The 12,706-nt window shown below is 66.6% G+C and carries 14 protein-coding genes; 7 read left to right on the forward strand and 7 right to left on the reverse strand.

Features of this window, described 5'->3' with window-relative positions:
- On the reverse strand, positions 1-1,020 hold the full coding sequence (locus EOD73_RS01930; RefSeq protein WP_127680351.1) for an ATP-binding protein: 1,020 nt from the start codon (positions 1,018-1,020) through the stop codon (positions 1-3).
- Positions 1,020-2,996, reverse strand: a complete 1,977-nt coding sequence (locus EOD73_RS01935) for an integrase core domain-containing protein (RefSeq protein ID WP_164845921.1) — start codon at positions 2,994-2,996, stop codon at positions 1,020-1,022. Before EOD73_RS01935 ends, EOD73_RS01930 begins: the two co-directional genes overlap by 1 nt.
- 544 nt (positions 2,997-3,540) lie before the next feature.
- Between EOD73_RS01935 and EOD73_RS01940 the strand changes: the two genes are divergently transcribed.
- From EOD73_RS01940 to EOD73_RS01965, 6 genes are all read left to right on the forward strand, one after another.
- Positions 3,541-4,647 carry an SGNH/GDSL hydrolase family protein gene (locus EOD73_RS01940; protein ID WP_127680355.1) on the forward strand — a complete coding sequence of 369 codons (1,107 nt, stop codon included), beginning with the start codon at positions 3,541-3,543 and terminating at the stop codon, positions 4,645-4,647.
- 52 nt (positions 4,648-4,699) lie between these two features.
- Positions 4,700-5,362 carry a hypothetical protein gene (locus EOD73_RS01945; protein WP_240660556.1) on the forward strand — a complete coding sequence of 221 codons (663 nt, stop codon included), beginning with the start codon at positions 4,700-4,702 and terminating at the stop codon, positions 5,360-5,362.
- Positions 5,362-7,833, forward strand: coding sequence for an apolipoprotein N-acyltransferase (gene lnt / locus EOD73_RS01950; protein WP_127680357.1), 2,472 nt, complete (start codon positions 5,362-5,364; stop codon positions 7,831-7,833). The genes EOD73_RS01945 and lnt overlap by 1 nt, the downstream gene beginning before the upstream one ends.
- Positions 7,834-7,902: 69 nt before the next feature.
- Positions 7,903-8,535, forward strand: coding sequence for a class I SAM-dependent methyltransferase (locus EOD73_RS01955; RefSeq protein WP_127680359.1), 633 nt, complete (start codon positions 7,903-7,905; stop codon positions 8,533-8,535).
- A 359-nt stretch (positions 8,536-8,894) separates the two neighbouring features.
- Complete coding sequence (locus EOD73_RS01960) at positions 8,895-9,149, forward strand: hypothetical protein (protein ID WP_127680361.1); 255 nt, start codon at positions 8,895-8,897, stop codon at positions 9,147-9,149.
- Positions 9,146-9,517 carry a hypothetical protein gene (locus EOD73_RS01965; protein ID WP_205702396.1) on the forward strand — a complete coding sequence of 124 codons (372 nt, stop codon included), beginning with the start codon at positions 9,146-9,148 and terminating at the stop codon, positions 9,515-9,517. The genes EOD73_RS01960 and EOD73_RS01965 overlap by 4 nt, the downstream gene beginning before the upstream one ends.
- Before the next feature lie 27 nt (positions 9,518-9,544).
- Here EOD73_RS01965 and EOD73_RS01970 read toward each other — a convergent pair whose 3' ends face one another.
- From EOD73_RS01970 to EOD73_RS01990, 5 genes are all read right to left on the reverse strand, one after another.
- Positions 9,545-9,901: an ArsR/SmtB family transcription factor gene (locus EOD73_RS01970; protein ID WP_127680363.1), complete on the reverse strand. Its 357-nt coding sequence runs from the start codon at positions 9,899-9,901 to the stop codon at positions 9,545-9,547.
- Positions 9,902-9,962: 61 nt separating this feature from the next.
- Entirely contained in the window at positions 9,963-10,325 is a 363-nt protein-coding gene (locus tag EOD73_RS01975) for a hypothetical protein (protein ID WP_205702397.1), read from the reverse strand.
- A gap of 39 nt (positions 10,326-10,364) precedes the next feature.
- Positions 10,365-10,679 (reverse strand): c-type cytochrome, encoded by a 315-nt coding sequence (locus EOD73_RS01980; RefSeq protein ID WP_127680365.1) that lies wholly within the window; start codon positions 10,677-10,679, stop codon positions 10,365-10,367.
- A gap of 89 nt (positions 10,680-10,768) precedes the next feature.
- Positions 10,769-11,179, reverse strand: coding sequence for a TlpA family protein disulfide reductase (locus EOD73_RS01985; protein WP_164845922.1), 411 nt, complete (start codon positions 11,177-11,179; stop codon positions 10,769-10,771).
- A gap of 113 nt (positions 11,180-11,292) precedes the next feature.
- Complete coding sequence (locus EOD73_RS01990; protein WP_127680369.1) at positions 11,293-12,246, reverse strand: MBL fold metallo-hydrolase; 954 nt, start codon at positions 12,244-12,246, stop codon at positions 11,293-11,295.
- A gap of 128 nt (positions 12,247-12,374) precedes the next feature.
- Between EOD73_RS01990 and EOD73_RS01995 the strand changes: the two genes are divergently transcribed.
- Positions 12,375-12,698, forward strand: a complete 324-nt coding sequence (locus EOD73_RS01995) for a c-type cytochrome (RefSeq protein WP_127680371.1) — start codon at positions 12,375-12,377, stop codon at positions 12,696-12,698.
- Positions 12,699-12,706 lie beyond the last annotated feature (8 nt).

A 12,706-nucleotide genomic window follows, 5' to 3' on the forward strand; every position in this document is an offset into this window, starting at 1 on the left:
TCACTGCGGTCCAGAACGCTTGCGCAAGCGGGGCGTGATGGCGGTGACGACCGCCATGAGCATGGTGTGGCCCGTGCCCTCGACGATGGACCGGAGCGTCGAAACCGCCATCAGGTCCGACGGGTCGGCACCGCCGGCAATTCGGAGGAGCGCATGGCGGGCTGACATCGCAACGGAGCGCATCGGGAACTCGATCGGACCCTCGTACCTCTCCGGCAGCGCATCGACCATGGCTTGCTGCAGCGGCTCCGCAAGCGCCGCCATCCGGAAGCCCTCCTCCCAGGCTCTGGGCGCCAAGCCCTGCGTGAACGAAAGCCCCGACCCCCTCGGCCATTCCGCCCCGTCGTCATAGCCAGCAAGGACGTATCGCAACTCATCGACGCCTCGGACCCCGTTGAACCTCTCTGAGGAGAGCATGAAGCGTGCTGCGACGTGTGCGCCGCCGGTCATGGCCATGCCGACGGGCTCGTCAAACACTTGCACAGAGGCCACGGAGAACACGCACAGACGCAGCCGTTCCAATTCGAGACGGCTGTGAAGCTCAACGAGCCACATCCATTCGCGCTGCGTCATGCTTTGGGCTTCATCGATCACCAGCACCACAAATCGGCCGCCCCCCTGATCTGCCAAGAGCGCCAGCCGTTCCACGAGCATCTCCTGGCGGTTCATGGGACTGCGCACCGCCTTGGCCAGCGGATGCCGGCTGGCATGCAGCAGGTGCGAGTGAAACTGCCCTGGCGAACTGGCGCCGCTTTCTGAATGGCTCCACACGACCATCGGGACGTGGCCCCCATGACGCTCGGACAGCAGCGCTTGAAGCCAGTGGTGCACAGCGCTGGACTTGCCAAATCGAGACGGGCCGAAGATGGTTGCGCCATCGACTTGGTCGTCGATCCACCCGGCCACCCGGTCCACCATCCTCGCAATGGCCGGCGTGAAGAGGGAGTACTCCCGCGTCACCACGGGATGGTTTCGCGGAACATGCGCCGGAACGAGCGGCTGCGGGGTATGGGCCTCCATCACCAAGTCTTCGCGTTGCGACGGGGAGGCAAAGCACCATCGCTCGGTCTGATGCTCGACACATCTGGACTCGGCGGCGAAGCGGCACCCGGTTCGCCTTGGTTACCGGCCCTCGGAGCAGGCGCAGCGACTACGGCCGCGGTCTCGGTCACGAGCGGCTTGGAAGCGGCTTCGGCTTGCCGCTGAAGAACGCGACGGGCCTCCAAATAGGCCGGGTGGGGCGGCAACTTCTTGTCCTTGGTCGCCTCGGCAAAGCGAATCAACTCCTCCACGCCGTCGCACTGCGTTGAAAGATGGAGAACGCGGCGCTGCGCCAGTGCACGGATCGACTGGCGCATGTACAGGGTGTGCGGGGAGCGGTGCCAGGGCGGACCTGCCCGCACCACACCAAGAAACTCGCCCTGCTTCGTGGAAACGCTGGCGAAGCGGGCGTCGTCTTCGTCTTCCAGCTGCACCCAGAGCAATTTGCCGATCAGGTCGGCTCTCAGCGCGAGCCACTCGGCTGAATAGCTGGCGTTCAGAAAATTGAAATGCGGTCTGCGCCCGCTGCGGATGCCGCCTTTGACGGTGCACAGTTTGCGGATGCCCACCATCCGACGAACTTCGCTGGCATCGGCTTGTCGAAGCCGACCAGGGCTTCGATCCACCAAAAAGTCCAGTTGGGTCAGTGGGCTTCGCCAACCGAGGCCCGAATGAGGCCGCGCGTTGTAGTTGGCGATCAGGGTGTCGAGCAGCTCTTCGGCGTACTCCAACTGGAACTGCCGATCGACTGCGGCTTTGTCAGGGTCAGAGCCACGCTTGTCGGCAGGCTTGCTGCCCGTGGTCGATGCCAATCGGTGAAAGCCACCGGCTGCGAGTTGCTTAAAGAAGGACTCGATGAATGGGCGATCGTCCTTGCTGCGCCGATGGCTGAAGCTGCTGGGGTCTTGTGGCTTGAGGATGTTGGCCCCAACGACGTCCCGCAATTGCCGCTCCACCCGCTGGCAGACGTTGGCCAATGCACCGTCGACGCTGAACTCGTCCCAACAAGCCCCCAGGTATCGCTCGTGGTGAGCCGATGGCAAGGCCGCCGAATCCGAGTAGGTTTCCTTGCTCCAATGAATTTCACGGCGAGCCCATCGCGTCAAGGCGCTTTTGACGGCCCGAAGTACGTCCTCGGCGCTGCATTCCCAGCGCAGGCTGAGGTAGTAGCCAAGAACGGCCCGACTCGCCACTTCGATGATGACGATCACCCAGATTCGGTGGATCTTGCGAGGTTCGTGCCCGCCGTGAGGGGATGGCACCAAGACCACCATTCGGGCGTCGATCTTGTGGGCATCGCACTCGACGCGCTGAAAGACCTTCAGATCAGGTCGACGGGTCCCATCGCCGGCGCGAGCCTTGCGCTCTGCCTCCTCACCGCCCAAAAGTTGTTGCTGCCGCCGTGGGTTCGCTTCAAGCACCCGGTCGATGTAGCGGTAGATGCTGACGCAACCCAGCCTCGCCACATTGAAGGGCCATTCACCGCGCGCTTCGTAACCCTCATCTCGAAGTTGCTTGAGAAACCACTGAAAGAGCTCCTGCTTGGGCCGCTTGGTGGACGCCAACTTGGGGGCTCGTCCGAGGATCTTCTTGTCAAAACGCGCCTGTAGTGCAGCGCCCCCAGGAGACTCGAACAACCACTGCATGACACCCGCGCTGCCCCTGCCCGTCGCGGTCTTGATGCGTGGGGCATTGGCCCGGGTGTACGGCTCCACGCGGTAGAACGGCAACGCGCCACGCCAACCCATCAGTGTTCCGTCTGGGTGTTGCGCCAAGCAGCGACGGGTGATCAATCGGTGCACCGTGGGCAGTGCAATCCCGGTGTCTCGCATCAGGTCGGCGTCAGAAGCGCCGGCCAGGTACATCGTCACCGCCTGCCGGCGCTTCAGGTAGAGCGCCCGGCGTTTGTCCGAAAGCGCGTCTGGGTCGACTTCCGGCCATTGCTGTACGTCCACCGCTGCGATGTGGCCTCGCCTCGCTCCGATCCGGGCTGAACTCGCCATGAGGGCCGCTCCTGGCAGCGACTGAATATGGGCAAAGTTAGTTGATTCGCGCAGTTTTTACCAATTTTGCTTGCGAGGCATCATCAAATTCAGTTGCAGCGCTGACCAGGCTTCCCTGGGAAGGCGCCTTCATCCGTTGCCCCGAATCATGTGTAAATTTGATTGCGTAAACGGCGCCTGCCGGAAGCCTCCGCCCCAACCCACCCCTGACCAGGCCTCGCCTGAAGGCTTGATCGATCCGGCGCTGGGCCGACCGCCGACCGAGTCGCCGAGCGCGGCTCGAACCCGGTCATGCACCAGCACGCAGCATCGAGCGGCGCCAAGCCCCTTACTGGTGCGCCATGCACCACCGAGGGAAATCGCGGACAGGGATTACGGCCTGTTTCAGGGCGCGGCTTTGGCCGATGCTTCCGGCCGCTCGCATTCAGCGGTACGGGTGCGCGCAGCTGGTTCCACCGAACGACTTTGTCGATCCCACAGCCCCGAGGAGACCCCGATGACGACTCCCGCTTCCGTATCCCGACCCTGGCAGGCGCTCGTGCGCCGTTGCCTGCCGGCCTTGGCCTTGCTCGCTTTTGGCGGCAACGCCGCGGCCAGCACCCTGAACCAAAACGTGTCCTGGACCATCGACCGGGCGGGCACCACCGCCAAATACCGCGTCGTGGCCTACGGCGACTCGATCTACGCCGGTTACAACGGCTCGACCACGAACGCCGCCAAGTACTCGGCCCCCACCGTGGACGCGGAGTACCTGTCGGCCGCGTGGAACGCCGACATCGAAAGCGTTCGCCGCACGAAGTCGGGCGCCGTGGCGTCCGACGTCTACCAGAACAAAATCGTCGCCGAACGCTCGTACATGCAAGCGGCCAACACCCGGGTCGTCACCTTCGAGATGTGCGGCAACGACGGTTTGCAAGCCCGCACCGCGTTCAAGAACCAAACCGGCACCTGCAATTACGGCGTGCTCACCACGGCCGAAAACAACTGCAAGGCCAACGTGGCGGCGGCAATGGACTACATCAACGCCAATGCCTACTCGGGCGTGAAGTTGAAGATCATCTCCAACCTCTACTACCCGGGTTACAGCGCCGACAACGCGCAAAGCACCTGCAAGGACGCCACCACGGGCGCCACCGTCAAGATGCAGGACAAGTTCCTGCCGGCCATCGCGCGCATGAACTACTGGATGTGCGAGTACGCACGCCAAAAGGGCTTCAAGTGCGCCGACAGCTTCGCCGAGTACATGGGCGCCGAGTACGACAGCAACGGCGACGGCTTGGTGGACGCCGACGCGCTGCGCTACGTCCCGGGCGAGAGCGAGGCCAACTACGTGACGCGCATCACCTCGACGCTGCGCAGCACCATCCGCGACGCCAACTTGCACGCGGTGTCGGCCAGCAGCACCTACGACTACATCCAGTCAGACGACGTGCACCCCACCTACACCGGTGGCACCGTGTCGGCCGGCCTGCTGGGTGGCACCACGGGCTCGGGCGCGCCGCGCTACACCTCGTTCACAAACGGAAAGAGCCCGATTTGGAATCGCTACGGCCACGAGCGGATGGGCTGGACCTTGTCCACGTCCAACCCTGTGGCGCCCTGACCGGCGTCACCGTGCACCTTGGGTGGGGCAGCCGCTCGCTGACGCGACCGTCATGAGCGCACCCCCCCGTTCGCCCGGCGCCAACGCACCCCGCGAGGCGCCGGGCCCTCGCATGGCGTGGGGCTACCTGGTCGCCGCCGCGCTCCTGGCCTTGGCGGCCGGCCTGTGGTTCTGGACGTCGTGGACCCACCAGGCCGCGCCCGCTTCCCAGCCGGGGACTGTCACCGCGGCGCCATCGACCGGCCAGCCCGCCCGGCCCGATGCCGCCGCCCTTTCGGACCCGTCCACGGTGCCCGCGGCACCGCCGACCTCGCACCCGACGGCGAACGACCCCGATGACTTGGCCGCCCACGTGCCCGCTGGACAAGCACCCAGCATGGTCGAGGTCATCCAGCGCCTGCATCAGGCCGGCGTGCACACGGGCTTGGGGGCTTTCAACCCACCCGGCACTTCGCCGCCCTTGGTTGGCCTGGCCGTGCCGCCCGACTTCCCGCTGCCCGACGGCTACGTCCGTCACCACCAAACCACCGACGACGGGCAGGACATCGAGCCGATCTTGATGTTTGCGCCCGACCGGACGTTCTACGACCGCACCGGCCGCGCCATCGAACTGCCGAAGGACCGCGTCGTGCCGCCGGAATGGGCGCCGCCCGGCTTGCCGATCCGCCGCGTCGTCGTGCCCCCGCCCTTGCCCCCTGGGAAATCCGGATCTTGATGAACGACCGCCCGCATTCGCCCACCCAACGGTGGGCGCCCGCCCTGCCCTGGCTGGGCCTGCTGCTCAGCGCCGCCCTGTTGGGGCTGGTGGCCCAAGTGGACAGCGCTTGGCCCCTGTTGTTCGTCGCCTTGGTGCCGGCCTTGGCCGCCCTGCACCACGCGCCCAGTTGGCGCAGCGCACTGCTCCGCGCGTGGGCGCTGAGCGTGGCTTTCACTGCCGCGGTGTTCCATTGGTTCGGCGCGGCCTTAGGCGACTACAGCGCATGGGGCACCCCGGTGGGCTTGGCTGTTTTGTTGCTGGTGGCGCCCCTGTTCCAGCCGCAGTGGATCGCCATGGCCTTGGTGCGGCGCTGGGCGGCGACGCGTTTCGGCGCCATCACCAACGCGGCGGCCGCGGCCTCGGCCTGGGTGGCGGTGGAATGGACGGGCGTCAAGCTCTTGGGCGACACCCTGGGCCATGGCCTGTACCCCTCGGCCGTGCTGCGCCAAGGTGCCGAGTGGGGCGGTGCCGCCAGTTTGACCTTCCTGCTGCTGCTGTGCAACGAGGGCCTGTGGGCGGCATGGCAGCGTCGCCGCGCAGCACCCAGTGCTTGGGCGCCGGCCCTGGGCCTGGCGCTGCTCGGCCCCCTGGCCTTGGCGGGCTTCGGCGCGTGGTCCACGCGGCCCCTGCCCGAAGGGCCCACCCTGCGCGTCGGCCTGGTGCAGGCCAATTTCACCCAAGTCGAACAGCAACGCCAGGCGCGCGGCAGTTACGCGGTGGTGCGCGAGATTTTGGACACCCACTACGCGATGAGCTACGACGCGGTGGAGCGCCAAAAGGTCGACGCCGTGCTGTGGACGGAGACGGTCTACCCCACCACCTTTGGCCAGCCCAAGAGCGAGGCTGGGGCGGAACTGGACCGCGAGATCGTTGGCATCGTCAACGCCGCAGGCGTGCCTTTCGTGTTCGGCACCTACGACCGCGACCGCGACGGGGAGTACAACGCCGCGGCCGTGCTGCAGCCGGGGCGCGGCCTGCTGGGCATGTACCGCAAGACGCACCCCTTTCCGCTGACCGAGCACGTGCCGGCCTGGCTCGACCGCCCGTGGCTGCGGGCCGCCCTGCCCTGGCTCGGTGGCTGGCGCCCAGGCAATGGCGCGCGGGTGTTTCCGCTGCGCCTTCGTGACGGCCGCGAGGTCGTGGTCCAGCCCTTGATCTGCCTCGACGACACCGTGCCCACCCTGGCTTTGCAGGGCGCCCGCTTGGGGGCGCAGGCCTTGTTCACGATGTCCAACGACGCCTGGTTCACGCAGCACCCTCGCGGTGCCGCCCTGCACCAGGCGGTGGCCGCGTTCCGCAGCATCGAAACGCGACTGCCTCAGTTCCGGGTCACCACCAACGGCTTCAGCGCCGTGATCAGCCCCACGGGGACGGTGGTGGTCGGCTCGCGCATGGGCGAACGCACGCTGGTCGTTGGCGCGCTGCCCACCGCGGCACCCGCGCCCACCTTGGTGGTGCGCTGGGGCGACTGGGTGGGCGCGGCCGGTGCCTTCTTCTTGCTGTTGCTGGTGCTTCGGGCCTTGCAGCGTGCCCTGGCGGCACGCTGGCCCTGGACCGCCGAGCCTGCGACCTTCGCACCCCGGGGTACGGCCACCGTGGCCCTGCTGCCGCCCGCGGTCCGGTGGATGACGGCCGGCTTGCGCGCCGGCGCGAGGCTCGGGCTCCTGGGGCTGGGCTTGGCCGTTCTGCTGGACGAGACGATGCGCGTCAATACCTTGGCGCAAATCCGGGCCTTCACCGCGGTGTTCCTGCTGCCCGAGGCCCTGGCCTGGTTGCTGATGCGGGCGTTCGTGGCGCAGGCGGCCCTGGTCGACGGCGATCTGGTCATGACCCAAGGCCCGCGCTCATGGCGCGTGCGCCGCGACGAGGTGGCGGCCCTCCGGCCTTGGCGTTGGCCGCTTCCCAGTGCGGGCTGTCACCTGGACATGGCGCAGGGCCGCACGCGGCGCTGGAGCTTGGCCTTGAGCTCGCCCCTCGCCTTGGCCCGGGAATGGGGCGTGCCCCTCGCCGCCGCGGGCCGATCCCCGGGGGCGGCGCGCTGGGGCGCCTATCTCCAGGCACGCGACGCCGTGCGCTGGGGGCGCTGGAGCCACCCCGTCCTGAAGTTTGGGGTGCTGCCCGTGCTGCTCGCCTTGCCGGCTTTTCATTTGCACCAGCACATCGCCTACGGCAGCGCGATCGGCGAGTACCTGAGCTTCGGCCTGCAGGCCTACCTGACCACCCTCGGCCTGTGGTGGGCGGCCTGGACGATCGGGGTGGTGCTGTGGGCGGCGGCACTGCGCACTTTGATCGAAGTGGGCTCGGTGTTGGGGGCCGTGCTGCGGCCCGCGCGGGTGCTGGGCCTTCGCCGCTGGCTGGAAGGCAGCAGCCTGGCGGCCTTGTACCTGGGCCTGCCAAGTTGGCTGGCGTGGCGAATCGTGGCCGGCTGAGGACCCGACCGGGCGACCGGCTCTGAGCCTGCGTAAGCCTAGGTTTCCCTGGCATGTCAACATGGGCACATGAGCTGCCCATTGCCCACGTCCAACGTGTCGCCGGAGGCTTGGGATTTGCGCTACCGAAGCAAGGGCTTTTGGTTCGGCGACAAGCCAAACGGGTGGCTCGCAAAGCACGCCAGCCACTGGAGCTCGGGCGCACACGTTTTGTGCGTCGCAGATGGTGAAGGCCGCAACAGCGTCTGGCTGGCACAGCAAGGCTTGAGAGTCGACGCGTTCGATCCGTCCTCCGTGGGCATGGCCAAAGCAGCCGAGCTGGCGGACAGTCGAGGTGTGTGTGTCAATTTCACAGTGGCCGACTGCGACAGCTACTGCTGGCCCCATGGCAGCTTCGATGGCGTGGCCGCGATCTTCATCCAGTTTGCCGACCCAAGGATGCGGGAACGCTTGTTCCAACGCATGGTGGACAGCCTCCGTCCAGGTGGTGTGATGGTGCTGCAAGGCTACACAGTGGCACAGCTGGCGTACGGGACCGGCGGGCCGCCATGCGCCTCCCACCTCTACACCCGGGACCTTCTTCACGGCCTTCTGCCGGACATGGAGATCCTGGCACTGGAGGAGTACGAGGCCCATCTCGCAGAGGGTGCAGGGCACCTTGGTCGTTCGGCGCTGGTGGGATTGGTGGCTCGAAAGCCCTGATTCTTGTCAAACGGGCAAGTGATGGCTCTGATCAACAGGCACGCTCAAGCGCGCCAAGTTCACCAATGCCCAAGCCGGCCGGGCACTGCAGGACCACTTTCTACGCCTTCGCGAGCTGCCGCTGCCTCTTTTCGAGGCAGACCGGAGCGGGGCCAATGGGATCAAGCACTTGGGCGCCCCGACCCCGCACCATCCACGGTGTTGTCCACAGGCGGTGGGGGCAAGTGCGAAGGCCGAAGAAGAAGCTGGGGTGCTAGCGTGGCATCAACCGAACGCGACCCCGGGGCGTTGTGGCCCGACCTTCGGCCTCTCTCCCCCACCCTGCCATGCGACTTGTTCGTCTTGTCCTCGCCCTCTTGGTGACCCTCTCCGCAACGGATGTCCAGGCCGTGGACGCCCGCGACCGCAGCTTTTTGAGCGTCGGCATGGGCGAAGGCGAGGTGGTGTTGAAGATCGGCAAGCCCGACCACGAGGCGATCGTGAAGTCGGTCAAGGGCCAGCCCGAAGAGAAGACCTGGTCCTACTTCCCGCACCCCCGCGACCCTCAGACCCTGACGGTGCTCACCTTCCGCGGTGGCGTGCTGGACAAGATCGACCGCAAGATCTCGCGTTGAGCGACCCCCGGCTGCCCATGCTGCCCTACGAACACCGCTCCCACCCCGTCCTGCCCACGGCCCGCTTCCTGCGGCGCATGGCCTCCCACGCCGCCTTGGCTGGTGGGTTTTTGGGCCTGTCCTTGGCCTTGGGCATGTGGGGCTACGCCCACTACGAGGGCATGACCATGACGGATGCGTTTTTGAACGCCGCCATGATTCTTGGAGGCATGGGGCCGGTGAAGACCGAGGGCCTCAGCCAAGGCGGCAAGGTGTTCGCTGGCATGTACGCGCTGTACTCCGGCCTGGCGGTCATTGCCGTGATGGGCATCATGCTGGCGCCGGTGGTGCACCGCATCTTGCACCGCTTCCACTGGCCGGCCGAGTGAGGGGATGAGCCGTCGCCGGTTTCGGCCTCAGCGGCGCGGCACCACCAAGCGCTGATCGTTGGGCGCTTTGACCGGGTTTTGCTCCAGGTCCACGGCGACCTGGGTGCACACGGCGCGGCACAGCTCGGCCACGCGGGGGCTTTCCAAGCGGTAGAAGATCTGCGTGCCCTCCCGCCGCTTGCCCAGGACGCCGGCCCGGTACAGGGTGGCCAGGTGCTGCGACATGTTGGGCTGGGTGGTGTCGATCTGGGCGAGCAGGTCGCTGACGTTGCGCTCGCCATGGCACACGGCGCTGATGATCTTCAGCCGAATCGGCGTGGACAAGAGCCGAAACAAGTCGGCGGCCGAGTCGAACACCCCATCCATGTCATCGAGATCGCTCATCGGCGGTTCATGCAACGTCGTCCATTCGTGCATTCATGTTAGGTGATGCAGTCCGCAGTCCTCAATCGCGCAGTCGGTAGTGATCGCGGTTCAAGACCGCAGCGACGGCCGTCACCTCTTCTGGGAACAGGGTCAGGTTCAACTCCGTGTTGCACTGTTCGACCATGCCACGCAATCGGCCTGGGCTGTTGATACGTCCAAGCGGTCGGTACAAAGCGCGACCATCACCGCCCACCTTTTGACGGTGGCATTCGGTGCACCGATGCTCTGCGATCAGGCGCCGACCCAACGCCAGATCGGCGCCTTGAAAGATCGCCGGCACGGGCGGCAGCGCTGGCGCCGGCGGCGCGTCAGCGACCCATGCCGCCGCGCTCACCGAAAGCCACAGGCAGGCCGCTACGCCGCCCAAGAACGCGGGGCTCATCGGAGGCGGCGAATGCGGCATGGGGCGGTCGTCCGGCCTTTACTTGGCGCCGCCGACGATCCAAGTGGCCAGGGCCTTGGCGTCGGCCTCGCTCAACGTTGGCTGCGCGGGCATCGGAACCGGACCCCATTTGCCACTGCCGCCCTTCTGGATGCTGGCCGTCACGGCGGCCACGGCGTCCTTTTGTCCGGCGTATTTTTTCGCGACGTCTTGGTAGGCCGGGCCCAAGACCTTCTTGTCGACCGCGTGGCAGGCCATGCAGTTGTTCTTTTGGGCCAGCTGCAGGTTGGCGGCGGCAGGGAGGCTCACGGCCAACAAGGCCAAAGGCATCAGCAGCGAACGAAATGGCTTCATGGGATCTCCAAGGTCAGGGAAAGGAAAGCAAAGGGGAAGCTTTATCAGTGTCCGATGATATGAAGGACACCCCGCGGCGCGCAAGCCCGTCATCCCGCTGGGGCTGCCGACCACTGCAGCAACTCCGCCAGGTCCTCTTCGAACATCTCGCCCGGCATCGGCAGGCTGCGCTGCCCGAGCCGGTTCACGGCCACCGTGCTGGGCAACACGCGGCGCGCGCCCAGGGCAGCGAGCCAAGGGGCCGCATCCAGGGTCACGTCGAAGCGATGACCGTGGGTGGCCAGGTGCCGCCGAACCAGCGTCGCATCCCGGTCCAGCGAGACGCCCAAGACCCGGGGCGCTGCCGCGCCCATCGTGGTCAGCACCTGTTGCAACTTGGTGTTGTGCCGCAAACAAAATGCGCAATGCGTGGCCCAAAACACCACCAGCAGGCCCTGCCCTTGCAGGGCTTCCGCGCTCAGCACCTCACCGTCGAGCAGTGCCGTGCGCCGGGGCCACACCACTGGGGCCGAGTCGGTCGCCAACCGCGGAGCGGCCGCCACAGAAAAGTGGAGCCCCCAGGCGCCAAGGCCGAACCTGCCCAGGGCCCACTGGCCCCATCGGCGACGCTGGATCATGGCGAAGGGCTCCGCTCCATCAGCAAATAGGTGTTGTACGCGTTGATCCGGTTGGCCACCCCAAAGAGCGGCAAGCCCATGAAGCGCGACCAATCGGCCCGGGCGTAAGCCTCCTCGAACGGCTCCATGTCGCGGGCCGCTTGCCCCATCACGTGACGCAGGTGCTGCAGGTAGTCCCGCGTCAGTTGCAGGTCCAGTGCGGGCTGGTCGCTGACCGGGCCGTGCCCCGGCACCACCAACTTGGGCTTCCAACTCAACAGTTGGTCCAATGCAGCGACCCATGCGGCGCTGTCGGCCTGGCCCACGAAGGGAATGCGTTGGCGAAAGACCAGGTCGCCCGCGAACAAGACCCCCTCCCGCTCGGCCATCACGGTCAAGTCCTCGGGCGTGTGGGCGGGCCCCGCATGGCGGAAGTGGAAGCGTTCACGTCCCAACGCCAAAGTCCAATCGCCCTCCAGCCACCGGTCGGCTGGCACCAGGTGCGTGTGTTCGTCGATCCAAGGGAACAGGTCGGCCCGACTGGCCTGCAAGCGCAAGGCGGCGGTGTCCGACTGCAGGTAGTCCTGGGCGGCCCGATGGGCGATCACCTGGGCCCCTGCGGCTTGGAGCACTTGCACGCCATAGATGTGGTCGGCGTGGTAGTGCGTCAGCACCACGAAGCGAACGGGCTCGGCCGTCACGCGTCGAATCTCCGCCAGCAACTCCTCGGCCAGGGCCGGCGAGCCCAAGGCGTCGATCACCACCACGCCCGCACCGGTGGTGACGAAGGCCGCGTTGGAGATGAAGTTCCGGTTGGCGCTGGATCCCAGCGCCGACTGTCCCTGGACGAACCAGACATGGTCCGCCACCTGCTCGGCCCGCACGGCTTGCGCGTGAGCACTCGACCCGAAGGTCAGCAACAGGGCCGCGGCGAGCCCGAGGGCCCGGCGCCAGGGCATGAATGGCGTCATGAGGGAAACCGCTTGATCTGCATGCACGAATATATGACCAGAATGGATCAGCGTCTACGGAGATTGCGCTTGCCAAGGGGCGGGCCGGTCTGCACCATGGCCGCCCCAATGCCCACAGGAGACACCCGATGAGCCTTGCATTCCCAACGCGATGGGGGCTGTGCGCCCTGGCGCTCGCGCTGCCCATGGCACCCAGCCTGGCGCAGGACCTTCAACTGGCGCGCAACCTCGCCGCCACCTGCGCCAACTGCCATGGCACGAATGGCAAGGCCAAAGGCGACATGAAGCCCCTGGCCGGCATGCCCGCTGACAAGCTCTTGGCCTTGTGGGCCGACTACAAGAGCGGCGCACAGCCGGCGACGATCATGCACCAGATCTCCAAGGGCTACACCGACGAACAGGTGCGCCTGATCGCGGCCTATTTCGCCAGCCAATCCCCAGCCAAGCCATGAAGGAGACC

The sequence above is a fragment of the Inhella crocodyli genome (assembly GCF_004004565.1).
In the GTDB taxonomy this organism is placed as follows: domain Bacteria; phylum Pseudomonadota; class Gammaproteobacteria; order Burkholderiales; family Burkholderiaceae_C; genus Inhella; species Inhella crocodyli.

Excerpts from the sequence above, each read along its gene's own strand:
- EOD73_RS01995 (WP_127680371.1), top strand. The coding sequence starts at position 12,375 with ATGAGCCTTGCATTCCCAACGCGATGGGGGCTGTGCGCCCTGGCGCTC.
- EOD73_RS01945 (WP_240660556.1), top strand. The coding sequence starts at position 4,700 with ATGAGCGCACCCCCCCGTTCGCCCGGCGCCAACGCACCCCGCGAGGCG.
- EOD73_RS01940 (WP_127680355.1), top strand. The coding sequence starts at position 3,541 with ATGACGACTCCCGCTTCCGTATCCCGACCCTGGCAGGCGCTCGTGCGC.
- EOD73_RS01970 (WP_127680363.1), bottom strand. The coding sequence starts at position 9,901 with ATGAGCGATCTCGATGACATGGATGGGGTGTTCGACTCGGCCGCCGAC.
- EOD73_RS01990 (WP_127680369.1), bottom strand. The coding sequence starts at position 12,246 with ATGACGCCATTCATGCCCTGGCGCCGGGCCCTCGGGCTCGCCGCGGCC.
- lnt (WP_127680357.1), top strand. The coding sequence starts at position 5,362 with ATGAACGACCGCCCGCATTCGCCCACCCAACGGTGGGCGCCCGCCCTG.
- EOD73_RS01975 (WP_205702397.1), bottom strand. The coding sequence starts at position 10,325 with ATGAGCCCCGCGTTCTTGGGCGGCGTAGCGGCCTGCCTGTGGCTTTCG.
- EOD73_RS01955 (WP_127680359.1), top strand. The coding sequence starts at position 7,903 with ATGAGCTGCCCATTGCCCACGTCCAACGTGTCGCCGGAGGCTTGGGAT.
- EOD73_RS01930 (WP_127680351.1), bottom strand. The coding sequence starts at position 1,020 with ATGGAGGCCCATACCCCGCAGCCGCTCGTTCCGGCGCATGTTCCGCGA.
- EOD73_RS01980 (WP_127680365.1), bottom strand. The coding sequence starts at position 10,679 with ATGAAGCCATTTCGTTCGCTGCTGATGCCTTTGGCCTTGTTGGCCGTG.